We start from the raw sequence: 26115 nt of genomic DNA, 5'->3' as shown, positions 1-26115 counted from the left end.
CTTCTGTGAAGAAATTCTTTCCATCCGGATGAAGAGATGATAGTTTCTCTTATATCCGTATGAAGAGATGTTATTGGCCGCAGCCCGGCCAGGCATGGATTACTGCGGAACTTACCTCGTCCTTCCACTACCTCCCCCACATCGTCATGCCCCAGCACACCCTGCTTGTGGCGGCCCTGGCCGTCGCTCTGGCCGCGCCTTTGTCTGCCGCCGCCGAAACCACCGCTGACGCCAGCGGCGAAGCCAGTACCCTGGCTGCCGTGCGCGTCACCGGTTCCAACATCAAACGCGCTGACACGGAAGCCTCCAACCCCGTGCAGGTGATTGGCCGCCAGCAGCTGGAACAGACCGGCAAGGCCACCGTGGCCGATGTGCTGCGCTCGATCTCGGCCAACACCGGCAACGCCAGCAACGAGACCACCAACAACGGTTGGGCGTCGGGCTCGGCCGGCATCGGCCTGCGCGGTCTCTCGCAGAAGAACACGCTGGTGCTGCTCAACGGCCGGCGCCTGGCCAACTACGGCTTCCCGGCCGGCGGCCTGTCGGACACCTTCGTCGATCTCAACGCGCTGCCGCTGGTGGCTGTCGAACGCATCGAAGTGCTCAAGGACGGTGCATCCGCGGTGTACGGCAGTGATGCAGTGGCCGGTGTGGTCAACATCATCACCCGGCAGAACTTCGAAGGCGCCGAGATCGGCGGCAGCTTCGGTGGCGCCGACCAGGGCGGCCTGCACGAGCAGAACCTGAAGTTCGTCGGCGGTCTGGGCGACATCGACAAGGACGGCTACAACATCCTCTTCAGCCTGCAGGCCTACAACCGCGAGCGACTGGACCAGGACGAGCGCAACCTGACCAAGAGCGGCATCTACAGCGACCAGCCCGGCGGCCGCTGGAACGGCTGGTCGGCCAAGGGCGCACGCTATCTGGTCAATGGCACCTCCGTGCCGATGCTCGATGCCAACGGCAACTGCCCCACCGGCACCACCCGCGTGGCCAGTGCACCGATCGACGGTCTGGCCGGTGACACCTGCGGCTTCAACCAGGCCCCGTTCACCACCCTGATTCCGTCCACCAAGCGCTACCAGGCTTACGCCAACGGCACCTTCCGCCTCGGCGACAACGTCGAAGCCTTCGGCGAAGTGCTGTACAGCCAGATCAAGAGCGCGGCGTGGTTCGGCAGCAGCCCGTTCTTCACCCTGGAAAGCGGTCGCTTCGCACTGAACGCGCAGACCGGCCTGGCCGAGCCGGTGTCGTCCAACCTGCCGGCCAGCAATCCGCACAACCCGTACGGCCGCGCGATCCCGATCGAATACACCTTCTTCGACCTCGGCGGCACCATCAAGACCAACCGCTCCACCGCCTATCGCGGTGTGTTCGGGCTGCGTGGCAACACCGAGAAGTGGGACTGGGAAGTGGCCGCATTCGGTGCGCGCAGCAGCGAGCGCGAAACCGTCTCCGGCGGCTTCGCCAACCGCTGGGCACTGGCCAATGCGCTGGCGACCGGCAGCTACAACCTGCTGAATCCGGCGGCCACGCCGCAGTCGGTGCGCGATTCGATCAACATCGCCACCCTGCGTCCGGCCGAGTCGGTGCTGCAGGGCATCGACGCGAAGATCTCCGGCAGCCTCGGCCATACCTGGGCCGGCGACATCGGTTTCGCTGCCGGTGCCGAATGGCGCCGCGAGAAGCTCGATTCGAACAACCCGTGGCAGATCGATGCCGGCCTGCAGGTGCGCCCGGCCATCGCTGAAGTGCATGGCGAACGCAAGGTCAGCGCCGCCTATGCCGAGGTCAACGTGCCGCTGGCTTCGACCTTGGAACTGTCCGCCGCCGCCCGCGCCGATCATTACGATGACTTCGGCGACGCGTTCTCGCCCAAGCTCGGTCTGCGCTGGCAGCCGCTGGATTTCCTGCTGGTGCGTGCGTCCGCGTCGAAGGGCTTCCGTGCGCCGTCGCTGTCGGAGAATTCCAACAGCACCAGCATCGCCTACGGCAGCGTGGTCGATCCGCGTGATCCGGACGTGCCGGGCTCGCGGCAGAACCCGACCTTCTTCACCGTCGGCAACAGCGACCTGAAGCCGGAGCGCACCAAGAGCGTGAACTTCGGGGTGGTGCTGTCGCCGTGGGCGAACACCAACCTGAGCATCGACTACTACCGCATCCAGCTGGACAACCTGGTCGGTACCAACAACACCCAGACCCTGGTCAACGACAACGTGGCTGGTGCTGTGCAGCGCGATGAGCGCGGCAAGCTGCAGGCGGTCTACAACCGCTACCAGAACCTGAGCGAGCTGAAGACCTCGGGCATCGACGTCGAGCTGCGCCAGCGCATCCCGACCACCGCCTTCGGTGACTTCACCGTGACCTCGGCCTACACCCACGTGCGCGACTACCGGCGCCCGACCGTGGTCGGTGGCCCGTTGGTGGACTATGCGGGCAGCAACCTCGGCGCCACCCTGCCGAAGAACAAGGCCACCACCACCCTGGACTGGAAGTACAGCGACTACACCGCTGCGGTGACCTGGTACTACACCAGTGGCTACGACCAGAAGGCCAGCACCGCCGCCGCTGCGGTGCAGAACCGCGTCGACGCCTACAACCAGTTCGATCTGTACCTGGGCTACACCGGCATCGAGAACCTGACCGTGTATGCCAAGGTGCAGAACCTTGGTGACAAGACGCCGCCGTACGACGCCTCGTTCCCGGGCATCCGCGCGCCGTACGACTTCAGCCAGTACGACCTGCGTGGCCGCTACTTCACGCTGGGCTTCGATTACCGCTTCTGATCCACCCGCCGCGGCCGGCCACCCTGTGTGGCCGGCCGTGTTGCCATGTTCCTGGGGAGTCACCGTGTCCTTCCGCCGCCGTGCTGTTTTCCCGCTGTTGCTTGCCGTCGCCACCGCCGTATCGCTGCCCTCTGCGGTGCATGCGCAGAGCGCCTATTTCTTCCCGCAGACCACCGATGCAGCGGCCTTCGATACCGCCATTCCCACGCCGGAGCAGTTCCTCGGTTATCCGATCGGCAGCCGTTACACCCGCCACGACCAGCTGGTGGCTTACTTCCAGGAGCTGGCCAAGCACTCGGACAAGATCAGCGTGCGCGAGATCGGCCGCAGCTATGAGGGCCGCCCGCTGCTGATTGCCACGGTCACCGCTGCCGGCAACCACGCGCGGCTGGAACAGATCCGCCAGCAGCACGCGACCCTGGTCGATCCGGCGCAGCCGCGCAGCGCTGCCGGTGACAGTCCGGTGGTGGTGTGGCTGGGCTACAGCGTGCACGGCAACGAGACCTCCAGCGGCGAAGCCGCGATGCTGACCGCTTACTACCTGGTGGCCAACCGCAGCGCGGAAACGCAGCAGTGGCTGCAACAGGCGGTGGTGCTGTTCGACCCGGCGCAGAATCCCGATGGCCGCGACCGCGCCGCCAACTGGCACAACGCCTGGGCGTCAGATCCGGCCTCGGCCGATCCGGCCGACAAGGAGCACGTCGAACCGTTCCCGCAGGGCCGCACCAACCACTATTTCACCGATCTCAACCGCGATTGGCTGGCGCTGACCCAGCAGGATTCGCGACCCAAGGTGGCGCAGTTCCACCAGTGGTACCCGAACGTGCAGATCGACTTCCACGAGATGGGCAAGGACAGCACGTACTACTTCGAGCCCTCGCCGAAGAGCATGCATAGTCCGTTGATCCCGGCGGCGTCGTACGAGTTCAACAAGACCCTGGCCAAGTACCACGCCCAGGCACTCGATGCACTGGGTTCGCTGTACTACACCGGTGAGAACTTCGACAATTTTTCGCCCGTGTACGGCTCGACCTATCCGGATTTCCACGGCGCGGTTGGTGTCACCGTCGAACAGGCCAGTTCGCGTGGTCGCGTGCAGGAATCGGTGAATGGCCTGCTGACGTTCCCGTTCACCATCCGCAACCAGGTTGCCACCGGTCTGGGCACGGTACGGGGTGCGGTGACCGAGCGCAGCGCGCTGTTCGATCTGCAGAAGCAGTTCTTCCAGAGCGCGCTGAAGCAGGCCGCGCAGCAGCCGGTGAAGAGCTTCGTGTTCGGCGACGCGCATGATCCGGCATTGACCCGACGCCTGCTGGAACTGCTGTTGCTGCACAGGATTGAAGTGCATGCGCTGGATCGCGCCGTCACCGTGGATGGCCAGCGTTTCGAAGCGGGCACTGCCTACGTGGTGCCGGTGCAGCAGGCGCAGTTCCGGCTGGTCCATTCGATCTTCGCCGAGACCCCGCCGATCAAGGGCGACGTGTTCTACGGCAGCACCAGCTATGCGATCGCACCGGCCTACGGCGTGGCCTCTGCCGGCAGCCGCAGCCGCATCGACGGCGGCGCCCGCGTGCTTGAGGTTCCCGCAGTACAGGGCGGGGTGATTGGTGGTGAAGCGGGCTTCGCCTACGTGATCGACTGGCGCGACTACAACGCGGGCCGCGCACTGGCCGGCCTGCAGGCCAAGGGCTTGTCCACGCGTGCCACCTTCCAGCCGTTCACCGCCAGCACCGCACAGGGTGACGTGGCCTTTGCCGGTGGCAGCATCGTGGTGCCGGTGGCGGGACAGCCGCTGCAGGGCGCGGCGCTGCAGGAGGCGGTCACCGCCGCTGCGCGGGCCGCTGGCGTGCAGGTGCATGCACTGGCCAGCGGTCGCAGCCGCGATGGCATCGACCTTGGCAGTGACGGCGTCAAGGCACTGCGCAAGCCCGCCGTCGCGCTGGTGATGGGCGAGGGCGTGGCCGCCACCGAAATCGGTTCGGCCTGGTTCCTGCTCGACCAGCAGCTGCGCTTGCCGGCCAGCAAGCTGGACCCGCAGCAGCTGGGCAAGGTATCGCTGGACCGCTACACCACCATCGTGCTTTCCGGCGGCACCTACACGGGCATCGACGCAACCGCGGTAGCGGCATTGAAGCGCTGGATCCAGGCCGGTGGATCACTGGTCACCTATGGCAGCGCTTCGAAGTGGGCGATCGAACAGAAGCTTGCCGACGGCGAGAAGCTGGGCAAGGAGGAGGACGCAGGCGACACCGCGCGCCGCGCTTTCGGTGATCAGCGAGATATCGCCGCGATCGAGCGTGTCAGCGGCAACATCCTCAGCGCCGACGTCGATCCCAGCCATCCTTTGGCGTTCGGCGTGCCGCGCCGACAGCTGGCGATCAACAAGGAGAACACGGTCATCCTGCAGCCGAGCACGAACGGGTTTTCCACGGTGGTACGGATCGACGACACGCCACGGGTAAACGGGTATCTGTCCGAGCGCAACCGCAGTCGCGTGGCTGGCAGTGCGTGGCTGCTGGTGTCGGCGCAGGGGCAGGGCAACGTGATCCTGTTTGCGGATGATCCGGCGCATCGCAAGTACTGGCATGGCACCGACCGGTTGCTGATCAATGCGATCTTCTTTGGGAATCTGGTGAATCCGGCGAAAGCGCGGGGTTGAGGCATTACGCGCCGAATTGACGCTGGGATAGGGAGGACGGATGGGCCGCGCAGGACACGCCGCAAGTACGTCCCTGTAGGCTCGTAGGCGCCATCCATGGCGCCTGCGGTCCTGCGCGGCCCATCCGTCCTCCCCAGACAGTTTCCTGCGGGCGCGGATGCATCAAACCCAAGGCGGGAGCAAGGGCAAATGCAAAAGCAAAAGCTGGAATTTCGGCTTTTGCTTTTGTCTTTGAATTTGAACTTGATCCTTCTTCTCCCGGCTATCCGGCGGGACAAGAAGGCGCTGGTAATGATGGAAGCGGCGTAGGGCGGAGTGGACGCAAAACCGTGAGCGCCATGGATGGCGCGATCGAGCCCCCATGGATGGGTTTACGGCGTGTTTTGCGCCCACTCCGCCCTGCGCCGCCTCAAGCCAAGCCCACCGCCAGCTCTCAAACCATTCGGCAGCCAGCAACAAAAAAGGGACGACGCGTCAGCGTCGTCCCCCGATAAGCAGCCCCCGCGCAGCGGGAGACGCCATCCCTGTCAGCCGGGATCAGCTGGCGCGACCGCCGCCGCCGCCCTGGCCGCGGCCACGACCGCCACCCGTATTGGCACCGCCACCGCGACGCTGGCCCTGACCGGCACCTGCGCCCGCGCGCTGCTGGCCGTTGCCAGCACCCTCGCGGCGGCCACCGCCGGCCTTCTTCGGGCCTGCGTGTGCATGACGCGGCGCATCGCCGTGCGGACGGCGCGCGTGGGTCTTGCGCGGCACGCGCTCGCCGGTATCGGCCTCGGCCTTGCCCGGAGCACTGTTGCCCCAGCGGATCGGCGTCTGCAGCTCGAAGCCCGGCACATCGCGGATGTCCATGTCGCGGCCCAGCAGGCGCACGATCGCGCGCAGCAGCTTCACTTCGTCCTGCGCAACCAGCGAAATCGCTTCACCGGTAGCACCGTTGCGGCCGGTACGGCCAATGCGGTGCACGTAGTCTTCGGCCACCATCGGCAGATCGAAGTTGATCACCTTCGGCAGCTCGTTGATGTCGATACCGCGCGCGGCGATGTCGGTGGCCACCAGCACGGTCACGCGGCCGGCCTTGAAGTCGCCCAGCGCACGCAGGCGCTGGCCCTGGCTCTTGTTGCCGTGGATCGCCGCGGTCTTGATGCCGGACTTTTCCAGGAACGCGGCCAGCTTGTCGCTGCCGTGCTTGGTGCGGGCAAACACCAGGGTCTGCTCGCGGCTGTCCTGCGCCAACAGGTGCAGCAGCAGATCGCGCTTGCGGCTGGCATCGACCGGATGCACCTTGTGGGTGATGGTCTCGGCCACGGTGTTCTTCGGCGTGACCTGGATCTGCTCCGGGTTGCGCATGAACTCCAGCGCCAACTGCCGGATGTTGTCCTCGAAGGTGGCCGAGAACAGCAGGGTCTGACGGTTCTGCTTGGGCAGCTTGGCCAGGATGCGCTTGATCGAGGGCAGGAAGCCCATGTCCAGCATGCGGTCGGCTTCGTCCAGCACCAGCAGTTCAATGCCGGACAGGTCGATGCTGCGACGCTCCAGATGGTCGATCAGGCGGCCCGGGCAGGCCACCAGCAGGTCCACGCCGCGACGCAGGATGTCGAGCTGGTTGCCCATGCCGACGCCGCCGTAGATGCAGGCGCTGGGGATGCGCAGGTACTTGCTGTAACCGCGCAGGCTGTCATGCACCTGGGTGGCCAGTTCGCGGGTCGGTGCCAGGATCAGCGCGCGCGGCTTGCGCGGGCCGGTGCGCACTTCCTGCGAAGCGGTGCCCAGGTGCTGCAGCAGCGGCAGGCCGAACGCGGCGGTCTTGCCGGTGCCGGTCTGTGCGCCGGCCAGCAGGTCGCGACCGGCCAGCACCAGCGGGATCGCCTGCTGCTGGATCGGGGTCGGGGTTTCGTAGCCCTGCTCGGCGAGCGCACGCAGCAGGAAGGGCGCAAGGCCCAGGGATTCAAAAGACATCGAGATTGCTCCAAGTACAGTTAACGCCTGTCCGAACGGACAGACGGGGGCAGATCAAACTGATCGGCTGACTCGGAGCGTTCCCGTGAACCGCGCTGCGAGAATTGGGTGCAGCCAACGCGAAGCGCAGGCTGGAATGCGTGACGAACGGCGTCGGAGTGGGGGCGGGCGATGGGGCGGACCCCTGTCGCCGGCGATCCCGGAGGGAAACGGACGGCCGCTGCAGACCCGCATAGTCTAGCGGAAGGATGAGACCTCACGCAAAACAGGCTGTTCAGGTTGGGGTTTCCGGCATGGCTGCGCCCTGCACCCGCCGAGGCCAAGGCAACGGCAACGGCAAAAGCCGGGTTCCTGTGGGATGGCGGGGTGGGTCCGGTTGCGGGGGACGCCGCAAGTGCGTCCCTGTAGGCTTGGCCGCGGCATCCATGCCGCGGACACCCCCGCAACCGGACCCACCCCGCCTTCGACAGATCCCCGCAATCTGTCGGGATGGCATGGCCTGCTCTTGGTGGGTGTCGACCTAGGTCGACACGGTAGATCCACGCTATGCGTGGATCTACGTTCAATTGTCGAAATATTTGATTTCGATGGAGATCCATCCACGCATGGCGTGGATCTACCAACCGTCATCGGGAAACTGTCGAAGGTGGGGCGGTGTCGGATTGCGGGGTGTCAGCCGCATGGATGCGGCTGCCAAGCCCCCAGGGATGGGTTTACGGCGTCCCCGCAATCCGACACCGCCCCGCCATCCCACGGAATGCCGCTTTGGCCGTTGCTCGGGCTTTGGCTTGAAAGCTTCTGCAGGTGCAGGGCGCAGCCCTGCCTAACACCCCCCACTACGGTAGGGTGAGGCGATGCCGCGCTGCAGCTTGGCTGCGCCGCATATTTGATTACACTTGAAACTTGTTTGCCCACGACTCCGGACACCCACCATGAAGCTTGGTTCCTTGAAGGAAGGCGGCCGCGACGGCACCCTGATCGTCGTCTCGCGTGACCTGCGCCACGGCGTACGCGCCACCGGCATCGCCGCCACCCTGCAGTTGGCCCTGGAGGACTGGAGCCATCTGGCCCCGCGCCTGAACGCCCTGTATGACTCGCTCAATGCCGGTGACGCCGATGGCGTGTTCGATCTGGACCCGCTGACCCTGGCCGCGCCGATGCCGCGCGCCTACGAATTCGTTGACGGCAGCGCCTACCTGCCGCACGTCGAGCGCGTACGTCGCGCCCGCGGCGCCGAGGTGCCGGAGAGCTTCTACAGCGATCCGCTGATGTACCAGGCCACCAGTGCCGGATTCTACGGCCCGCGCGATGCGGTCAAGGTGGTCAGCGAGGACTACGGCATCGATCTGGAAGCAGAGATCGTGGTGATCACCGACGACGTGCCGATGGCGGCCACGCCGGAGCAGGCCGCCGGCCACATCCAGCTGATCGGCCTGGTCAACGACGTCTCGCTGCGCAATCTGATCCCGGGCGAGCTGGCCAAGGGCTTTGGCTTCCTGCAGTCCAAGCCGCGCTCGGCGTTGTCGCCGGTGTTTGTCACCCCCGATGAGCTGGGCGCTGCCTGGCAGGACAGCAAGGTGCACCTGCCGCTGCTGACCCACATCAACGATAAGTGGTTCGGCGCGCCGGAAGCCGGTGTCGACATGCAGTTCAACTTCGCCCAGCTGGTTGCACACGCGGCGAAGACGCGTCCGCTCAGTGCCGGCACCATCGTCGGCTCGGGCACCATCGCCAACGAAGACACCAGCAAGGGCGCTTCCTGCTTCGCCGAGCAGCGCGTGGTGGAAACCCTGCGCGACGGCAAGCCGAGTACGCCGTTCATGTCCTTCGGCGATGTGGTGCGCATCGAAATGCTCGATGCCGCCGGCAACAGCATCTTCGGTGCGATCGAGCAGCGTATCGAACAGGCGGCCAAGCCCTGAGCATGGAGGCGGCGATGGAGATTCCGGTCGACGACGGCATCGTGCTGTACACCTACTGGCGATCCAGCGCCGCCTACCGCGTGCGCATCGGCCTGGCATTGAAAGGCCTGGCCTTCGAAGCACGACCGGTGCATCTGGTGCGCGAGGGCGGTGAGCAGCATCATGACGCCTATCGCGGGCTCAACCCGCAGCAGCTGGTGCCGACGCTGCTGCATGACGGTCACGTGCTGACCCAGTCGCTGGCGATCCTGGAGTATCTGGAAGAGCGCTTCCCGCAGGTGCCGCTGCTGCCGGCCGACGCTGCTGGCCGCGCACGCGTGCGGGCGCTGGCGCAACTGGTGGCCTGTGACATCCATCCGATCAACAACCTGCGGGTGATGCAGTACCTGGAGCGCGATCTGCAGTTGCCTGCCGATGCACGCACGCAATGGACGCTGCACTGGATGGCCGAAGGCTTCGCGGCGATGGAGGCGATGCTGGCCGCCAGCGTAGACACCGGCAGGTTCTGCCACGGTGACCGCCCGGGTCTGGCTGACATCTGCCTGTTGCCGCAGTTGTACAACGCGCATCGGTTTGGTCTGGATCTGGCGCCGTACCCGTTCCTCCGCCGGATCGAGACCGCCTGCCAGCAGCTCGACGCATTCACCGGTGCACGTCCGGAAAACCAGATCGACGCTGCCTGACGTGCCGCGGTGCTCGCCGGGCATGGCCCGGCGCTACCGCTGTTTGTCGTCCCCTTCCTGCAACTGCCGCAGGTCGTCGCGGAACAACCGGTAGGCGTCCTCGCGCCGCGTTTCATCCTTCTGCCGCAGTACCCAGGCCGGATGCACGGTGGCGTAACCACGGGTGCCGTCGTCCAGTACGTGCCAGCGGCCGCGGTCGCGCATCAGATTGAAGCCGTTGCCGAACAACGCGGTCGCTGCGGTGGCACCCAGGCAGACGATCACCTGCGGTTTCACGCGTGCGATCTCGCCCTGCAGCCACGGCCGGCAGGCGTGCACATGGCGGCTCTCAGGGCGTTTATGCAGGCGCACCTTGCCGCGCCGCTCGTGGTGGAAATGCTTCACCGCGTTGGTCAGGTACAGCGTGCTGCGTTCGATGCCCAGTTCCTGCAGCGCGCGGTCCAGCAGCTTGCCGGCCGGTCCCGCAAAGGGGCGACCACTCAGGTCCTCGACATCGCCGGGCTGTTCGCCCACCAGTATGATGCGTGCATCGGCACGACCTTCGCCGAACACGGTCTGGGTGGATGCCTCCCATAACGGACACTGCCGGCAGACGGCTGCTTGCTGGCGCAGTGCCTGCAGGCTGCCATCGTCCGCAGCGGCATCGATGGCACCGTTCGGCCGCGCTGGAATACGTCGTTGCGGGGCCTGCGCCGGCCGATCGTGCATCTCCTGCACGCGGTTGGCCGCATCGCGCACAAGGCCAGGCAACAGCTGTGCTTCGGGAAGGTGCTTCCAGTACCGGGTGGGCATTTCCTGCTGCATCATCCGCGTGTTGAGCCGCGCCGGATTGAAGATGCTGGCGTAATAGGTCTGCCACAGCGTTTCGCGTGCGTCTTCGGCGGGGGCATCCTGGCGGGTGCCGCCATCGCCGAACCATAGCGCGCTGCCATCCCACTGCACGCTGCGCGTGGGCGTCAGGATCGCCCAGCGCATGCCGGCGAAACGGCGGGCGAAGAACGGTGCAACGCGGTCGACGATGTTGTGATCGGGCTCGAACCAGGCGATGAACGTGTCGGTCTCGCCGGGCACCTCGCGGAAGCGCACGAAGGCCTTCATCTTGTGCGTATCGCGGCGCACCGCCTGCGCCAGCGCCATCAAACGCAGCACATCAGCATCGGCGGGATTGGACAGCACCGTACGTTCGCCGTGGGCGATGCGCCACAGCAGGCGGTACAGCAACGGCAGGCGCTGCGGATCGCGATGACACAGGCAGGTCGCGGCCAGTTCCACGAAGTCGCGCGGCACGTTCGGTGCGGTGGCACCGTCGGGCAACGGCGCCTGCTGGACCGCTGGCGCATCCAGCAGGGACGACTCGGAATCCATCAGCCAGTCCAGCTGTTCAGGGCGCACGCCGCGCAGCAACGCCTCCCGCGCCGCGTTGCGCCAGGCGTCCAGTGACCACGGCGGGTCCACCCGCAAAGACCAGCGTTGCATCTCAGACAGCGGGCGCGGCATCGAACAGCGAGCCCTGGCGCGGCGGTGGGGTCAGCTTCGCGCGCAGCGCCGTCGGATCATCCAGCGCGTTGCGGGGATGGTGGTCGGCCAGCTGCACGAACGGCAGCAGCTTGCTCATCGGTGCCTTCAGCCGGGCCAGGTCGGCCACGCGCAGGCGGCCGTGGCGGCGCGCCATCAGCACACGCTTGACGTTGCGCACGCCCAGTCCGGGCACGCGCAGCAATAGTTCCTGCGGCGCACGGTTCAGGTCCACCGGGAAGCGCTCGGGATGCCGGATCGCCCAAGCCATCTTCGGATCGATGTCCAGATCCAGCATGCCGCCCTGGGTGGTGTCGGTGATCTCCTCCACGCCGTAGCCGTAGAAACGCAGCAGCCAGTCGGCCTGGTACAGGCGGTGCTCGCGCTGCAGCGGGGGTGGTTGCAGCGGCAGCTGGCGGCTCGCATCGGGAATCGGGCTGAAGGCGGAGTAATACACCCGGCGCATGCGGTAGTTGCCGTAGAGGCTGTCGGCACTGGTCAGGATCTGCTGGTCGCTGGCACCGTCGGCACCGACGATCATCTGCGTGCTCTGCCCGGCAGGGGCGAAGCGGGGAGGGCGAGGGCGTGCGCTGCGGGTGGATAGCGGGGCGATCACGGCCGGCGCCTTGCGGGCCTCCTTGGCTTCTTCGATACGCCAGCGCAGCTCACCCATCGCGCCGCGGATCGATGTGCTGGTCTTTTCCGGGGCGAGGGTGGCCAGGCCCGCTTCGGTGGGCAGTTCAACATTGATTGACAGGCGATCGGCGTAACGTCCCGCAGCGGCCAGAAGCTCTGGCGATGCCTCGGGGATGGTCTTCAGATGGATGTAACCGGCGTACCGATGCTCCTCGCGCAGCCGTCGTGCCACTTCCACCATGCGTTCCATCGTGTAGTCCGCATTGCGGATGATGCCGCTGGAAAGGAACAGGCCCTCGATGTAGTTGCGCTTGTAGAAGTCCAGGGTGAGCGTGACCACCTCGTCCACGCTGAAACGCGCGCGCTGCACGTTGCTGGACACCCGGTTAACGCAGTAAGCGCAGTCGTAGACGCAGAAGTTGGTCAGCAGGATTTTCAGCAGCGACACGCAGCGGCCATCGGGCGTGTAGCTGTGGCAGATGCCCATGCCTTCGGTACTGCCGATGCCGCCGGAGGCGCGCGAATCGCGCTTGCCCGCACCGCTGGAGGCGCAGGAGGCATCGTATTTTGCGGCGTCGGCAAGGATGGCCAGCTTGCGTATGGTTTCCATTGAAGGAACCTACGGACAAGAGGTCTCATTGGATGAGACAGCCGGTGAACAATTCAGCAAACAACGCCGGGCATGGCCCGGCGCTACCAGTGGCGGGCAGGTAGCGCCGGGACATGCCCGGCGGATACCCGTGTCAGAACCCGTGGGTAATGCTCGGCGCGCCGGCCGAGAAGTCCGCATAGGGATCATGCTCGCCGCTGCCGCCTTCGGACAGGCGGAACTTCAGCGCCAGCCCATCGCGTGAGTCGGCCGCACGCAGTGCCTCTTCCTGATCGATGGTGCCGTTCTTGGCCAGACGGAACAGGCACTGGTCGAAGCTCTCCATGCCTTCTTCCAGCGAGGCCTCCATTGCTGCCTTGATCTCGTGCACCTGGCCGCGACGCAGCAGGTCGCGGATCATCGGCGTGTTGATCAGCACTTCGGTGGCCGGCAGGCGGCGCCCCTCTTTGTTCTTCACCAGGCGCTGGCTGACCACCGCACGCAGGTTCAGCGCGAGGTTCATCAGCACGTTCTTGTGGGCGCTTTCCGGGAAGAAGTTGAGGATGCGCTCGATGGTCTGGTCGGCGTTGTTGGAATGCAGTGTGGCCAGGCACAGGTGGCCGGTTTCGGCGAAGGCAATGGCGGCCTCCATCGTTTCCGCATCCAGGATCTCACCGATCAGGATCACGTCGGGTGCTTCACGCATCGCATTCTTCAGCGCGGCGTGGAAGGTATGGGTATCCAGCCCGACCTCGCGCTGGTTGACGATCGACATCTTGTGCTTGTGCAGGTACTCGATCGGGTCCTCGATGGTGAGGATGTGACCGGTGGTGGTGCTGTTGCGGTGATCGATCATCGACGCCAGCGAGGTGGACTTGCCGGAGCCGGTGGACCCCACCACCAGCACCAGCCCGCGCGGGGTCATGATGACGTCCTTCAGCACCTGCGGCAGGTTGAGCTCTTCGATGCTCGGAATCCTGCTGCGGATGGCGCGGATGACCATGCCCACTTCACCGCGCTGCTTGAACACGTTGACGCGGAAACGCCCGGCATCGGCCAGGGCGATGGCCATGTTGAGCTCCAGCTCGCGCTCGAACTGGGGCACCTGGCCCTCGTCCATCAGCGAGTAGGCGATTTTCTTCACCATTCCCGGCGGCAGGCCGGTATTGCCGAGCGGATACAGCTTACCCTCGATCTTGATGTAGACCGGCGCGCCGGTGGTCAAGAACATGTCCGAAGCGTTCTTTTCGGTCATCAGCTTCAGGAAGTAGCCGATATCCATTGCGAATTTTCCCCAACGAAACTGCCGGTGCCCGTTGCAAGCACGGTACCGGCTTGACGACAATGGCCGCGAACCGACAACCGGTACGGCCTCCCCAATGAAACGACTTAGCTTCGCACGAATGCGCCACAGCCTGTATGTGATGGCGTTTGCATTCGCACTCTCTGCCCCCGTCTGGGCGCAGGACGGCGCGTTGGAACTGGCGCAGGCCCGGCAGGCGGTGGACAAAGCCACCCAGGCCGATGCCGACCAGTACGCCCCGGACCTGATCGGGCTGGCCCGCCAGGGACTGGAGCAGGCCCAGCGTGCCGCGGGCGACCGCCGCGAGCGCAAGAACGCACCGGCCATGGCCCTGCGTGCCACCGCGGACGCCGATCTGGCCCGTGCTCGTAGCGAGGAAGCCACGGCGACCGCACAGCTGCAGTTGCGCCGCAACGAGGTCAACCAGCTGCAACGCCAGTTGTCGACCGGGGAGGACCGCCGATGAAGACGATTTCCGCCCTCACCCTGGCCACGCTGCTGGCCCTGCCGACGCTGGCCCTGGCCGCCGACAACCCGATGGTCGGCCAGCTGAGCCAGCGCCTGCTGTCGATCCAGGCCAATCCGGACACCGCCGAGCTGGGTGCCTTCGAGCGCATGCAGGCGCAGCAGGCCATCGCGACCCTGGAGAAGGCCAAGCGCCGCGACCAGGAGCTGGCCACCTACCTGGCCGAGCGCCGGGTCGAGATCGCCGAGACCGCTGTGCGGGCTGCGCTGGCCGCGCGCGAGGTGGACCGTCTGGAGCGCACCCGCAGCGACCTGCTGATCGAGGCCAGCCGCCGCGATGCCGCCCGCGCCCGCCAGGAAGCCGAGCAGCTGCGCATGCAGGCGCAGATGCAGGCAGAAGAGGCTGAACGCCTGCGCCAGGCGGCTGAGGCCGAGACCCTGGCCCGCCAGGATGCCGAAAACGCCCTGACCAGCGTGGCCGGCAAGCAGCAGCAGCGCCTCAGCTCGGCCCAGCAGAACGCGGCCAAGCTGGCCCGTGAGGAAGCTGAGCTGGTGTCCGGGCAGAAGCTGCCGGGCTCAAGGTTCGATAGCCGCGGGGAGGTCTTCACTTTCGCCGGTGACGCGTACGCTGCCGGGGCCTCGAGCCTGTCCGGTGGCGCCCGCAACCAGGCCAAGGCCTTGGCCGAGTACGTGAACATCGGCAAGAAGGGCAGGATCCGCATCGAGGCCTACGACAGTGCCAATGGCGTAGGCCAGAAGCGCGCCGAGGCACTGCGCGACGCGCTGGTTTCAGCCGGCGTCGCCAGTAGCCGGATCCAGGTTGCCGGCAAGAAGGCCGCCTCCACCCGGGCCCGCTCGGCCGAGGTCGTGATCGCGCCGTAATTGCTTGATATTGTTTGTTTTTCGTTGTGTTGAGTATTCAGCCTGAACCCCGCCTCGGCGGGGTTCGGTCTTTTTGCCGCAGGGGCTTGAACCCCGTCCAGAGCAAGCGTAGGGTCAATCGTCCGGGACGCAATAACGCGGACCGGACGATGGGAGGGCCGGGCCGATGCAAGCAGGGCGCGAACCGCAGCAGATCGACGTGCGCAGGCCAGTGCCGCACTTCGTTGTGGGCACCCATGTGGGCATCGACCGGCACTCCTCCATGAACAACGCCCCGTGCCTTGCGGCCGGGGCGTTCGTGTATCTGTCGAAGGAGGTCCATCATGTTTGAAGATCAGCCCCAGAGCGAGATCGACGCCCGTCGCGCGCGCGATCCGGAGTTCCGGGCACTCCATGACCAGCACCGCAAGTTGAACAAGAAGTGCATGGATGCGGAGTTGGGTGTACTCCCGATCGATGATGTCACCCTGGGTCGAATGAAGCGCGAGAAGCTGCTGGCCAAGCAACGCCTTCTGCGAATGTATGAAACACCGCTTGCAACGTCGTCCCCCACGCATTGACGCACCCCTGTCGTGCCCGGAATGGCATGACCCGGCCATCGATGGCCCTGCCAGGCACCCCTGACCTGGCAACGCGGCGCCGCTGAACGCAGGCGTCGCGCCAAGGCACCACACGCGGTGGTGCCTTGGCCCTGCAGGCACGTCCCCCGATGCGGGCGGTACCGGTCTCCTCGTCGATCCGGGGCCGTCCGCATCCCTTTTGGGGCGGGCTGTCGCCTTGGCATCGAACCGGCCTGACTTTCGTCGCCATCCGTCGGATAATCATCGGTCCGGCCCTGCGTGGCGCGAACCGAAGTCCCCCGAATGCCCATCCATTCTTCCGTCCTCGAACTCATCGGCCAGACCCCGATCGTCAAGGCCCAGCGCCTGGATGCAGGCGTCTGCGAGCTCTACCTGAAGCTCGAAAGCGCCAACCCGGGCGGATCGATCAAGGATCGCATCGGCCTGTCGATGATCGAGGCGGCAGAAAAGCGCGGCGATCTGAAGCCTGGCGCCACCCTGGTCGAAGGCACCGCCGGCAACACCGGCCTGGGCCTGGCACTGGTGGCCCAGCAGAAGGGCTACAAGCTGATCCTGGTGGTCCCGGACAAGATGAGCCGGGAGAAGATCTTCAACCTGAAGGCGATGGGTGCCGAAGTGCGCCTGACCCGCTCGGACGTGGCCAAGGGTCACCCGGAGTACTACCAGGACCTGGCCAAGACCATCGCCGAGCAGACCCCGGGCGCGTACTTCATCAACCAGTTCGGGAACCCGGACAACCCGGCCGCACACGAATTCGGCACCGGCCCGGAGATCCTCGAGCAGATGGGCGGCGATCTGGATGCCATCGTGTTCGGCTGCGGCAGCTCCGGCACCATGACCGGCCTGTCGCGCGCCTTCGCCACGCTGTCGCCGAAGACCGAACTGGTGCTGGCCGATCCGGTCGGCTCGATCCTGGCCGAGTACATCAATGACGGCGTGCTCAACGACAAGTCGGGCAGCTGGCTGGTGGAGGGCATCGGCGAGGACTTCCTGCCCTCGATCTCCGATTTCAGCCGGGTGAAGCAGGCCTATGCGATCACCGACGCTGAGAGCTTCCACACTGCGCGCGAGCTGCTGGCCAAGGAGGGCATCCTCGGCGGTTCCTCCACCGGCACCCTGCTGGCGGCGGCGCTGAAGTACTGCAAGGAACAGACCACGCCGAAGAAGGTGCTGGTGCTGGTCTGCGACACCGGCAACAAGTACCTGTCGAAGATGTACAACGACTACTGGATGCTGGACAACGGCTTCCTGCAGCGCCCGCAGCACGGCGACCTGCGCGACCTGATCCTGCGCCCGTATGGCCAGCGCGACACTGTCGTGATCGGCCCGAATGACCTGCTGACCACCGCCTACCAGCGCATGAAGCTGTACGACGTGTCGCAGCTGCCGGTGATGGACGGCGACCAGCTGGTCGGCATCGTCGATGAAAGCGACGTGCTGCTGCACGTCTACGGCGACGAAGCACGCTTCCGCGACCCGGTGGCCACCGCCATGGTCAGCAAGCTGGACCGGCTGGATGTGAAGTCGCCGATCGAGGCGCTGCTGCCGGTGTTCGACCGTGGCCAGGTGGCCATCGTGATGGATGGTGACGCCTTCCTCGGCCTGATCACCCGCATCGATCTGCTGAATTACCTGCGTCGGCGCGTTCAGTAAGGCGTTTATCGCCGCAGATCGCTGCTGAATCCCGGTTTATCCGCGTCAAAGCTCGTTAAGGCCGCGCTGATAGACTCCCGCTCCTTCGACGGCGCCGGTCATCGGCGCCAATCAGGAAACGACATGTCCAACGCTTCTTCCCCGGACCGCGCGCTGGCGCTGGCCACCCTGGCCATCCATGGCGGCCAGTCGCCCGACCCGAGCACCGGCGCGGTGATGCCGCCGATCTACGCCACCTCGACCTATGCGCAGTCCAGCCCGGGCGAGCACCAGGGCTTCGAGTATTCGCGTACCCACAACCCGACCCGCTTCGCCTACGAGCGTTGCGTGGCCTCGCTGGAAGGTGGCACCCGTGGCTTCGCCTTCGCCTCGGGCATGGCCGCCAGCTCCACCGTGATCGAGCTGCTGGATGCCGGCAGCCACGTGGTGGCGATGGACGACATCTATGGCGGCAGCTTCCGCCTGTTCGAGCGCGTGCGTCGCCGCACCGCTGCGCTGGACTTCAGCTTCGTCGACCTGACCGATCTGGCCGCCTTCGAAGCGGCGATCACGCCGAAGACCAAGATGGTCTGGATCGAGACCCCGACCAATCCGATGCTGAAGATCGTGGACATCGCCGCGGTCGCCGCCATCGCCAAGCGCCATGGCCTGATCGTAGTGGTCGACAACACCTTCGCCTCGCCGATGCTGCAGCGTCCGCTGGAGTTGGGCGCGGACCTGGTGCTGCATTCGGCCACCAAGTACCTCAACGGCCATTCGGACATGGTCGGTGGCATGGTCGTGGTCGGCGACAACGCCGAACTGGCCGAGCAGATGGCCTTCCTGCAGAACTCCATCGGTGGCGTGCAGGGCCCGTTCGACAGCTTCCTCGCATTGCGTGGCCTGAAGACCCTGCCGCTGCGCATGAAGGCGCACTGCGCCAACGCGATGGCGCTCGCACAGTGGCTGGAAAAGCACCCGGCGGTGGAGAAGGTGATCTACCCGGGCCTGGCCTCGCACCCGCAGCATGAGCTGGCGGGCAAGCAGATGGCCGGCTACGGCGGCATCGTCTCGATCGTGCTGAAGGGTGGTTTCGACGCGGCCAAGCGCTTCTGCGAGAAGACCGAACTGTTCACCCTGGCCGAGTCGCTGGGCGGGGTGGAAAGCCTGGTGAACCACCCGGCGGTGATGACACATGCCTCGATCCCGGTGGCGCGCCGCGAGCAGCTGGGGATCAGTGATGCACTGGTAAGGCTGAGCGTGGGTGTTGAGGATCTGGGGGATCTGCAGGTGGATCTTGAGCGGGCGCTGGGAGCGCAGGCAGCCTGATGGGCATTCTCTCGGTCTTCGGCAAGCATCGCTCGCTGGCTTTCGAGCTGACCCAGCGTGAAGTGCTTGGCCGCTATCGTGGGGCGAGTTTCGGCCTGCTGTGGTCGCTGATCAGTCCGTTCCTGATGCTGCTGGTCTACACCATGGCCTTCGGCTACATCATGAAGGGACGTTGGCCGGGTTCGACGGGTTCCACGACTGACTTCGCGCTGATCCTCTTCGCCGGCCTGACCGTGCACGGGTTCTTCGCTGAGTGCTTCACGCGCGCCCCTCAGCTGATCGTGGCCAACACCAGCTATGTCAAGCGTGTGGTGTTCCCGCTGGACATCCTCGGCTGGAGCATGACCTTCTCTGCGCTGTTCCATCTGCTGATGAACATCGTGGTCCTTCTGCTGCTGCATCTGGCAGTGAAGGGCAGCATCCCCCCGACAGCGGTCCTGGTGCCGGTGGTGCTGCTGCCGCTGGTGATCCTCACGGTAGGGGTGAGCTGGATTGTTTCCGCGCTGGGCGTCTACCTGCGCGACATCGGCCAGATCGCAGGCGTGATCGCTACCGCAATGCTGTTCCTTTCTTCGGCTATCGTGCCGCCCGAATCCGTGCCGGCCAGCTATCGCATCGTGTTCGAGCTCAACCCCCTCACCTTCATCATCAACCAGGTGCGTGAAGTGGTGATCTGGGGACGGCTGCCGGATTGGGAGGGGTTGGGCATCTACGCGCTGATCGCCTGTGCCGTGGCACTGATAGGGCACCGCGTGTTCAACAAACTGCGAGTGGGGTTCGCCGATGTGCTCTGATCGTGTCGATTCGGAAGTGGTGATCGACGTCCGTGGGGTCGGCAAGAGCTACCACATGTACGAGCGCCCCTCGCACCGCCTGTGGCAGGCATTGGCGGGCAAGCGCAAGGCCTACTACAAGGACTTCTGGGCGCTGCGCGGCGTCAGCTTCAGCGTGCGCCGCGGGCAGACCGTCGGCATCGTTGGTCGCAATGGCTCTGGCAAATCCACTCTGCTGCAGATGATCGCAGGCACGCTTAATCCCACCGAGGGTTCGATATCGGTGAACGGGCGCGTCGCGGCCTTGCTGGAGCTGGGCAGCGGCTTCAATCCCGAGTTTACCGGTCGCGAGAATGTGTTCCTCAATGCGGCGATCCTGGGTCTTTCGCGTGCACAGATCGAACAGCGGCTGGAGAAGATCCTCGCCTTCGCCGATATCGGTGAGTTCATCGACCAGCCGGTGCGCAGCTATTCCAGCGGCATGTCGGTGCGTCTTGCTTTCGCGGTGATTGCCCACGTGGATGCCGATATTCTCATCATCGATGAGGCGCTGGCGGTGGGCGATGCGTTCTTCTCGCAGAAGTGCATGCGCTTCCTGCGTGAGTTCCAGAAGAACGGAACACTGCTGTTCGTCAGTCACGACGCGGCGGCGGTCACCAACCTGTGCGAGAACGCGGTGTGGCTGCAGAACGGGCAGATGCGTCTGTCCGGGACTTCGCAGGAAGTGGTCGAGGCGTATATGACCGAACAGCATGTGGTTGGACGCCGCGAAATAGGTGATGCCGAGATCGTCGTAGAGAAGAAGCAGCGCAAGCTTGCTTTCGATACCCCGGATTTCCGTCACGACGCGTTGCTTGAAGCTGGCGTCTCCAATCGGATCGCGCTCTTCGAGTTCGATCCGGACAACGTGGGCCAGGAATTCGGTGCACGCGGCGCGCGCATCATCGACGTCAGCATGACCAACGATCAGGGTCAGAGGGTCGGTGTCCTAGAGGGGGGCGAACTGGTCCGCCTGCAGGTGCGTGTCGAGCTGCAGCAGGCGTTGGACAATCTGATCGTCGGATTCTACGTGAAGGATCGGCTGGGACAGCGCCTGTTTGGCGACAACAGTTACTTCGCTTGCCGGGAGACGCCGGTTTCCGGCAAGGCAGGGGAACAGGTCGTCGGCACCTTCGTGTTCCGCATGCCGATCATGCCTTCCGGCTCCTATATGGTCGACGCGGCGGTCGCTTCCGGTGACCAGCATGACCATACACAGCAGCATTGGATCCACGATGCGCTGGAGTTCCGTGCGATGGATGAAACGATGCGTTTTGGCCTGGTTGGGCTGCCGATGTTGTCGATCCAAGTTTCCAAGGAGTTGCAATGATCGAATTCACCGGCGAGCGTTTCGTGCCGACCGAGCATGGCGTAATCCGGCAGGAGCACCTGCATCGTTATGCATGGTGCCTGCCGATGGTGGAAGGCAAGGACGTTCTGGATGTCGCCAGTGGTGAGGGCTATGGCAGCGCGATGCTCGCTTCCCGCGCGCGCTCCGTGCGGGGCGTGGATATCTCCCAGGAGGCGGTGGATCACGCAGCAGCGCGCTACGCAGCGCTGTCGAACCTGACCTACATGCAGGGCTCGGCTGCCGCCATTCCGCTGGCGGATTCCAGCGTTGATGTCGTTGTTTCCTTTGAGACCATCGAACACCTGCTCGAGCAGGAAGAGATGATGGCCGAAATCCGCCGTGTGCTCAGGCCCGACGGCGTGATGGTGATGTCCTCGCCCAACAAGGAGGTCTACTCCGATCGCGCCGGCTACCACAACGACTTCCATGTGAAGGAGCTGTACCAGGACGAATTCCAGGCGCTGGTGGCCCGCTATTTCCCCGCATCGCAGCTTTGCGGCCATCGTATGTCGGTGTGCTCGACCATCACGCCGCTGCAGCATGCGGCTGGCCAGGATCGCTACCAGGCCCTGACCGACACGGGCACCGCCGTTGAGGCGCGGGTTGCCAGCGTCCCCGATGCAGTCTACTTCGTGATCGTGGCTGCAGCGGACGCGGCGCTGCTGCCGCCGACCCCGGCATCGATCCTCTACGCCGAAGCCGAAGACCTGTACGCGCAGCAGCATGACATCGCGCGCTGGGCGCAGGGGCTGGACAACGAACGTGAGGACACCGTTCGTTGGGCGCGTTCGCTTGAATCGGACCTGGAGAAGGCCCGCACCGATTACCACCGCCTGGAAGGTGAGTTCGATGAGCGCACGCGCTGGGCGCTGGAGCTGGACCAGATCGTCCAGGCCAGCGGCGGCCACAACGGCGCTGCCGAACTGCGCGCACGCAACGATGTGCTGCAGGCCCAGCTGAAACAGGTGCAGGAGGAGCTGGAACAGGTGCAGGCTGAGAAGGCCAACATCGAAACCGATCTGCAGCGCCACCAGCAGGCGTCACAGCACGAAGCGGCCGAGCTGCGCCGTCTTCTGCAGACGGCCCATGAGGCCGTTGCCAGCCGTTCCGAAGTCAGCCGTGATCTGCAACGGCGCCTTGGCGTGGCGGTCCGGCCCGGCCAGCAAGATGCGTCCGAGTTGGCAGTGCAGCAGGTCATCCGTGAATACGATGAACAGCTGGAAAGCCTGAACGAAGCGTTCGCCCAGGTGCTCGCCTCCAAATCCTGGCGCATCACCCGCCCGATGCGTTTCGCTTCCCGCCTGCTGCGTGGCGACGTGCCGGCGATCATCGCTTCACTGCGTGCCAGCGGCCTGGCACGCCATCCGTTGCTGGCGCCGCTGGCGCGCCCGGTCCGTGGCTGGCTGCTGCGTCATGACAAGGGCCAGGTCGAACCGCCTGCCGGCCTTGTCTTGCAGTCGGTGGTGGAAGATCCCGACGAAGTGCTCAAGACCCTCTCCTTCCCGGTGCATGAATCGCCGGAAGTCAGCATCGTCATTCCCACCTACGGCAACCTCCCGCACACCCTGGCCTGCCTGCGCTCCATTGCCGCCCATCCGCCGGCGGTGAGCTATGAAGTGCTTGTGCTGGAAGATGCCTCCGGCGATGCCGAGATCGAGAAGCTGGTGCCGGTTCCGGGACTGCGCTTCCACCACAACCCGCAAAACCTCGGCTTCCTGCTGTCCTGCAACCAGGCGCTGGAACTGGCCCGCGGCCGTTACACCTATTTCCTGAACAACGACACCGAGGTGCGTCCGGGATGGATGGACCAGATGCTGGACGTGTTCCAGCGCCTGCCCGACTGCGGCATGGTCGGTTCCAAACTGGTCTATCCCGATGGTCGTCTGCAGGAAGCAGGTGGCATCATCTGGCGTGATGGCTCGGCCTGGAACTACGGCCGCCTGGATAACCCGGCCGATAGCCAGTACAACTACCTGCGCCCGGTGGACTACTGCAGCGGCGCCAGCCTGCTCATTCCCAGTGCGCTGCTGCGTGAGCTGGGCGGCTTCGATCCCGAGTTCGTGCCGGCCTACTGCGAGGATTCGGACCTGGCGTTCCGCGTGCGCAAGGCAGGCTTCCAGCTCTATTACTGCCCGACCTCGGAAGTCGTGCATTACGAAGGCATCTCCCACGGCACCGATACCGGCAGCGGCATCAAGGCCTACCAGGTAGCCAACCAGAAGAAGCTGCGCGAGCGCTGGCAGGACGAACTGGCACAGCACGAACCCAATGGTGAGCACGTAGTGCTGGCCCGCGACCGTGCCTGGCACAAGGAAACGGTGCTGATCGTTGACCATTACGTGCCGCAGCCCGATCGTGATGCCGGTTCGCGGACCATGATCGCCTTCATCGACGCGCTGCTGGCGCGTGGCTGCGTAGTCAAGTTCTGGGCTGACAACCTGTACTTCGACCCGATCTACACCCCGCCGCTGCAGGCCCGTGGCGTGGAAGTGATGTACGGCGGCCAGTGGGTAGGCGTCTTCGCGCGCTACCTGCAGGACAACCCCCATGTGGGTACCGTGATGCTTTCGCGCCCGCACATCTCCGAGCATTACATCGACGCCCTGCAGAAGCACCCGGGCGTGCGCACGGTCTATTACGGTCACGATCTGCATTTCCGACGCATGGACATGGAGGCGCAGCGCAACGGTGGCAGCGATGGCGATGCACGCCGCATGGAACAGCTGGAACGGCGTATCTGGACGTCTGTCGACCGCGTCCTCTATCCCTCCGCGGAAGAGGCGCAGGACGTCCGCGTGCTCGAGCCATCCGTCGATGCACGCGCGATACTCCCGTATGCCTTCGACCATTTCAATGATGAAGCTGTACCCGCACAGCGTTCCGGCATCCTGTTCGTCGCTGGTTTCGCCCACGGTCCCAATATCGACGCTGCACAGTGGATGGTCGAATCGGTGATGCCGCAGGTCTGGGCACGGCACCCCGGTGTGAAGCTGTCGCTGGTCGGGTCGAACCCGACCGACGCCGTGCGCGCACTGGCCGGCGAGCATGTCGAGGTGACCGGCTTTGTCAGCGATGAAGAGCTGGCCCAGCGCTACGGTGCCGCGCGCGTGGCCATCGTTCCGCTGCGGTTCGGTGCCGGTGTCAAGGGCAAGGTCGTCGAAGCCATGCAGCAGGGCCTGCCGCTGGTCACTACCGGTGTTGGTGCCCAAGGCCTGGTGGGCCTTGAGGTCGTAGCCACAGTGGCCGACGAGGCCGATGGCCTTGCCGCAGGACTGTTGTCGTTGCTGGAGGATGACGCGCTGTGGCTGCAGCGTTCGCGCGCGGCGGCGAGTTACTGCCGCGGCCAGTTCTCGCGCGATGCACTGGGACGCGCGTTGGAATCGGCATTCGCAATGGAGAAGAAGGCATGATCGTTCGTTCGCGCGCGCCGCTGCGCCTGGGCCTGGCCGGCGGTGGTACTGATGTGTCGCCGTTCTGCGACCAGTTCGGTGGCTTCGTCATGAACGTGACCATCGACAAATTCGCCTACGCGACCCTTGATGGCTCGCCCGATGGCCTGGTCGAATTCCACGCACAGGATGCGGGCGCCTGCGAGCGCGTCGATCCGCACGCAGTGGTCGCTGACCCAGGCCCGCTGCAGCTGATGAAGGGCGTCTACCTGCGCATCTGCAATGACTTTCTGCAGGGCAAGCGGCCCGCCATCCGCATCCGTGCCCACTCCGATGCGCCTCCCGGCTCCGGCCTGGGTTCGTCTTCGACGATGGTGGTGGCACTGGTCACGGCATTTGCCGAATACTTCTCCCTGCCTCTGGGCGAATACGAGATCGCCCAGCTCGCCTACCGCATCGAGCGCGTCGACCTGCAGTTGTCAGGCGGCAAGCAGGACCAGTACGCGGCCGCGTTCGGTGGCTTCAATTTCATGGAGTTCTACGATGCCGACCGGGTGATCGTGAACCCGCTGCGCATCAAGGAGTGGATCTGGTCCGAACTTGAGGCCGGCCTGGTGTTGTACTTCACCGGAGTCTCCCGGGCTTCCGCGAAAATCATTGATGAGCAGTCGCGCAACATCAAGGAAGGCAAGGCCAGTTCGCTCGATGCGATGCATCGTTTGAAGGTGGAAGCCAGCCAGATGAAGGAGGCGCTGCTGCGCGGCGACTTCGAGCGGCTTGCGCAGGTCATGCAGTCCGGCTGGGAAGCAAAGAAGCTCAGTGCCAGCAGTATTTCCAACCCGATGATCGATGAGATCGAAGCGCTGGCCATGCGCCATGGCGCGCGCGCGACCAAGGTGTCGGGCGCGGGCGGCGGCGGCTTCATGATGTTCCTCTGCGATCCGGCACACCGGGTTGATCTGGTGCGCGCGCTTTCTGGCGCCGGCGGCACCGTCTTTGACACACACTTTACCCATCAAGGGGCAACGGCATGGAAAATCGGATGAACGACTTCATCAAGGCCGAGTTCGGCAAGACCCTCGAAAACTTCCAGCGCATGTCCGCCGATGCAGCGCTGGCCGCGCAGATCGAGCAGGCCGTGGCACTGTGCGTGGATGCGCTCAAGGCCGGGCGCAAGATCCTGTTCGCTGGCAACGGTGGCAGCGCCGCCGATGCGCAGCACTGGGCCGGCGAGCTGGTCAGCCGCTTCTATTACGACCGTCCGGGCCTGCCGGCAATCGCGCTCACCACCGATACTTCGATCCTGACGGCGATCGGTAACGATTACGGCTACGACTACACGTTCGCACGTCAGATCGAAGCGCTCGGCCAGGAAGGCGATGTCTTCGTTGCGATCTCCACCTCGGGCCGTTCGAAGAACATCATGCGCGCGCTGGAAGCGTCCGAAGCCAAGGGGGTGCGCGTGATCGGCTTCACCGGCGAGCACGGCGGTGACATGAAGGATCGCTGCGACATCTGTTTCCGCGTGCCGTCCAACGAAACGCCGCGTATCCAGGAGGGCCACGAGTTCATCGGCCACCTGCTGTGTGCGCTGATCGAAAGCGAAATGTTCCCGCGCTGAC

General features: G+C 65.1%; 18 protein-coding genes. 14 read left to right on the top strand and 4 right to left on the bottom strand.

Annotated features, from left to right (window positions below; translation table 11 throughout):
• The first annotated feature begins 146 nt into the window (after positions 1 to 146).
• Both ACQ5SA_RS10155 and ACQ5SA_RS10150 read left to right on the top strand, forming a co-directional pair.
• Positions 147 to 2786, top strand: a complete 2640-nt coding sequence (locus tag ACQ5SA_RS10155) for a TonB-dependent receptor plug domain-containing protein (RefSeq protein WP_499314151.1) — start codon at positions 147 to 149, stop codon at positions 2784 to 2786.
• Between the two features lie 64 nt (positions 2787 to 2850).
• Positions 2851 to 5445, top strand: coding sequence for a M14 family zinc carboxypeptidase (locus tag ACQ5SA_RS10150; RefSeq protein ID WP_499314150.1), 2595 nt, complete (start codon positions 2851 to 2853; stop codon positions 5443 to 5445).
• Between the two features lie 537 nt (positions 5446 to 5982).
• Here the strand turns inward: ACQ5SA_RS10150 and ACQ5SA_RS10145 are convergent.
• Entirely contained in the window at positions 5983 to 7404 is a 1422-nt protein-coding gene (locus tag ACQ5SA_RS10145) for a DEAD/DEAH box helicase (protein ID WP_089238573.1), read from the bottom strand.
• 932 nt (positions 7405 to 8336) lie between these two features.
• Here ACQ5SA_RS10145 and ACQ5SA_RS10140 point away from each other — a divergent pair.
• Together ACQ5SA_RS10140 and maiA are read left to right on the top strand one after the other, a co-directional pair.
• A complete protein-coding gene (locus tag ACQ5SA_RS10140) occupies positions 8337 to 9326 on the top strand; it encodes a fumarylacetoacetate hydrolase family protein (RefSeq protein ID WP_499314149.1) in 990 nt (329 codons plus the stop codon).
• 14 nt (positions 9327 to 9340) lie between these two features.
• Positions 9341 to 10009, top strand: a complete 669-nt coding sequence (gene maiA, locus ACQ5SA_RS10135; RefSeq protein WP_499314148.1) for a maleylacetoacetate isomerase — start codon at positions 9341 to 9343, stop codon at positions 10007 to 10009.
• Between the two features lie 33 nt (positions 10010 to 10042).
• On the opposite strand, the gene ACQ5SA_RS10130 is transcribed toward maiA, so the two are convergent.
• From ACQ5SA_RS10130 to ACQ5SA_RS10120, 3 genes are all read right to left on the bottom strand, one after another.
• Positions 10043 to 11485 (bottom strand): UdgX family uracil-DNA binding protein, encoded by a 1443-nt coding sequence (locus ACQ5SA_RS10130; RefSeq protein WP_499314147.1) that lies wholly within the window; start codon positions 11483 to 11485, stop codon positions 10043 to 10045.
• A gap of 1 nt (position 11486) precedes the next feature.
• A complete protein-coding gene (locus tag ACQ5SA_RS10125; protein ID WP_499314146.1) occupies positions 11487 to 12770 on the bottom strand; it encodes a putative DNA modification/repair radical SAM protein in 1284 nt (427 codons plus the stop codon).
• Between the two features lie 133 nt (positions 12771 to 12903).
• Complete coding sequence (locus tag ACQ5SA_RS10120) at positions 12904 to 14031, bottom strand: PilT/PilU family type 4a pilus ATPase (RefSeq protein WP_499314145.1); 1128 nt, start codon at positions 14029 to 14031, stop codon at positions 12904 to 12906.
• A 121-nt stretch (positions 14032 to 14152) separates the two neighbouring features.
• Between ACQ5SA_RS10120 and ACQ5SA_RS10115 the strand changes: the two genes are divergently transcribed.
• The 10 genes from ACQ5SA_RS10115 (at position 14153) to ACQ5SA_RS10070 (ending at position 26114) form a co-directional block, all read left to right on the top strand.
• Complete coding sequence (locus ACQ5SA_RS10115) at positions 14153 to 14518, top strand: DUF4398 domain-containing protein (RefSeq protein ID WP_499314144.1); 366 nt, start codon at positions 14153 to 14155, stop codon at positions 14516 to 14518.
• Positions 14515 to 15399, top strand: a complete 885-nt coding sequence (locus ACQ5SA_RS10110) for an OmpA family protein (RefSeq protein WP_089238586.1) — start codon at positions 14515 to 14517, stop codon at positions 15397 to 15399. Before ACQ5SA_RS10115 ends, ACQ5SA_RS10110 begins: the two co-directional genes overlap by 4 nt.
• A gap of 323 nt (positions 15400 to 15722) precedes the next feature.
• Positions 15723 to 15959: an HP1242/YdcH family protein gene (locus ACQ5SA_RS10105; protein ID WP_025878453.1), complete on the top strand. Its 237-nt coding sequence runs from the start codon at positions 15723 to 15725 to the stop codon at positions 15957 to 15959.
• A 303-nt stretch (positions 15960 to 16262) separates the two neighbouring features.
• Positions 16263 to 17633 carry a pyridoxal-phosphate dependent enzyme gene (locus ACQ5SA_RS10100; RefSeq protein ID WP_499314143.1) on the top strand — a complete coding sequence of 457 codons (1371 nt, stop codon included), beginning with the start codon at positions 16263 to 16265 and terminating at the stop codon, positions 17631 to 17633.
• A gap of 123 nt (positions 17634 to 17756) precedes the next feature.
• Complete coding sequence (locus ACQ5SA_RS10095; RefSeq protein ID WP_499314142.1) at positions 17757 to 18941, top strand: cystathionine gamma-synthase; 1185 nt, start codon at positions 17757 to 17759, stop codon at positions 18939 to 18941.
• The gene (locus ACQ5SA_RS10090; protein ID WP_093818805.1) at positions 18941 to 19735 is read left to right on the top strand and encodes an ABC transporter permease; all 795 of its coding nucleotides are present in this window, start codon (positions 18941 to 18943) and stop codon (positions 19733 to 19735) included. The genes ACQ5SA_RS10095 and ACQ5SA_RS10090 overlap by 1 nt, the downstream gene beginning before the upstream one ends.
• A complete protein-coding gene (locus ACQ5SA_RS10085; RefSeq protein WP_499314141.1) occupies positions 19725 to 21083 on the top strand; it encodes an ABC transporter ATP-binding protein in 1359 nt (452 codons plus the stop codon). The genes ACQ5SA_RS10090 and ACQ5SA_RS10085 overlap by 11 nt, the downstream gene beginning before the upstream one ends.
• Positions 21080 to 24514, top strand: coding sequence for a glycosyltransferase (locus ACQ5SA_RS10080; protein ID WP_499314140.1), 3435 nt, complete (start codon positions 21080 to 21082; stop codon positions 24512 to 24514). The genes ACQ5SA_RS10085 and ACQ5SA_RS10080 overlap by 4 nt, the downstream gene beginning before the upstream one ends.
• The gene (locus ACQ5SA_RS10075) at positions 24406 to 25539 is read left to right on the top strand and encodes a GHMP family kinase ATP-binding protein (RefSeq protein WP_499314139.1); all 1134 of its coding nucleotides are present in this window, start codon (positions 24406 to 24408) and stop codon (positions 25537 to 25539) included. Before ACQ5SA_RS10080 ends, ACQ5SA_RS10075 begins: the two co-directional genes overlap by 109 nt.
• Positions 25536 to 26114 (top strand): D-sedoheptulose-7-phosphate isomerase, encoded by a 579-nt coding sequence (locus ACQ5SA_RS10070; RefSeq protein ID WP_499314138.1) that lies wholly within the window; start codon positions 25536 to 25538, stop codon positions 26112 to 26114. The genes ACQ5SA_RS10075 and ACQ5SA_RS10070 overlap by 4 nt, the downstream gene beginning before the upstream one ends.
• Position 26115 lies beyond the last annotated feature (1 nt).

This window comes from Stenotrophomonas indicatrix (genome assembly GCF_050573115.1).
Classification (GTDB): domain Bacteria; phylum Pseudomonadota; class Gammaproteobacteria; order Xanthomonadales; family Xanthomonadaceae; genus Stenotrophomonas; species Stenotrophomonas lactitubi_A.
The sequence above is the reverse complement of the archived record's forward strand: the minus strand, read 5'-3'. Positions and strand labels throughout refer to the sequence as shown.

Excerpts from the sequence above, each read along its gene's own strand:
- ACQ5SA_RS10095 (WP_499314142.1), top strand. The coding sequence starts at position 17,757 with ATGTCCAACGCTTCTTCCCCGGACCGCGCGCTGGCGCTGGCCACCCTG.
- ACQ5SA_RS10105 (WP_025878453.1), top strand. The coding sequence starts at position 15,723 with ATGTTTGAAGATCAGCCCCAGAGCGAGATCGACGCCCGTCGCGCGCGC.
- ACQ5SA_RS10085 (WP_499314141.1), top strand. The coding sequence starts at position 19,725 with ATGTGCTCTGATCGTGTCGATTCGGAAGTGGTGATCGACGTCCGTGGG.
- ACQ5SA_RS10130 (WP_499314147.1), bottom strand. The coding sequence starts at position 11,485 with ATGCAACGCTGGTCTTTGCGGGTGGACCCGCCGTGGTCACTGGACGCC.
- ACQ5SA_RS10070 (WP_499314138.1), top strand. The coding sequence starts at position 25,536 with ATGAACGACTTCATCAAGGCCGAGTTCGGCAAGACCCTCGAAAACTTC.
- ACQ5SA_RS10110 (WP_089238586.1), top strand. The coding sequence starts at position 14,515 with ATGAAGACGATTTCCGCCCTCACCCTGGCCACGCTGCTGGCCCTGCCG.
- ACQ5SA_RS10100 (WP_499314143.1), top strand. The coding sequence starts at position 16,263 with ATGCCCATCCATTCTTCCGTCCTCGAACTCATCGGCCAGACCCCGATC.
- ACQ5SA_RS10115 (WP_499314144.1), top strand. The coding sequence starts at position 14,153 with ATGCGCCACAGCCTGTATGTGATGGCGTTTGCATTCGCACTCTCTGCC.
- ACQ5SA_RS10090 (WP_093818805.1), top strand. The coding sequence starts at position 18,941 with ATGGGCATTCTCTCGGTCTTCGGCAAGCATCGCTCGCTGGCTTTCGAG.
- ACQ5SA_RS10120 (WP_499314145.1), bottom strand. The coding sequence starts at position 14,031 with ATGGATATCGGCTACTTCCTGAAGCTGATGACCGAAAAGAACGCTTCG.
- ACQ5SA_RS10155 (WP_499314151.1), top strand. The coding sequence starts at position 147 with ATGCCCCAGCACACCCTGCTTGTGGCGGCCCTGGCCGTCGCTCTGGCC.
- ACQ5SA_RS10080 (WP_499314140.1), top strand. The coding sequence starts at position 21,080 with ATGATCGAATTCACCGGCGAGCGTTTCGTGCCGACCGAGCATGGCGTA.
- ACQ5SA_RS10140 (WP_499314149.1), top strand. The coding sequence starts at position 8,337 with ATGAAGCTTGGTTCCTTGAAGGAAGGCGGCCGCGACGGCACCCTGATC.
- ACQ5SA_RS10125 (WP_499314146.1), bottom strand. The coding sequence starts at position 12,770 with ATGGAAACCATACGCAAGCTGGCCATCCTTGCCGACGCCGCAAAATAC.
- maiA (WP_499314148.1), top strand. The coding sequence starts at position 9,341 with ATGGAGATTCCGGTCGACGACGGCATCGTGCTGTACACCTACTGGCGA.
- ACQ5SA_RS10145 (WP_089238573.1), bottom strand. The coding sequence starts at position 7,404 with ATGTCTTTTGAATCCCTGGGCCTTGCGCCCTTCCTGCTGCGTGCGCTC.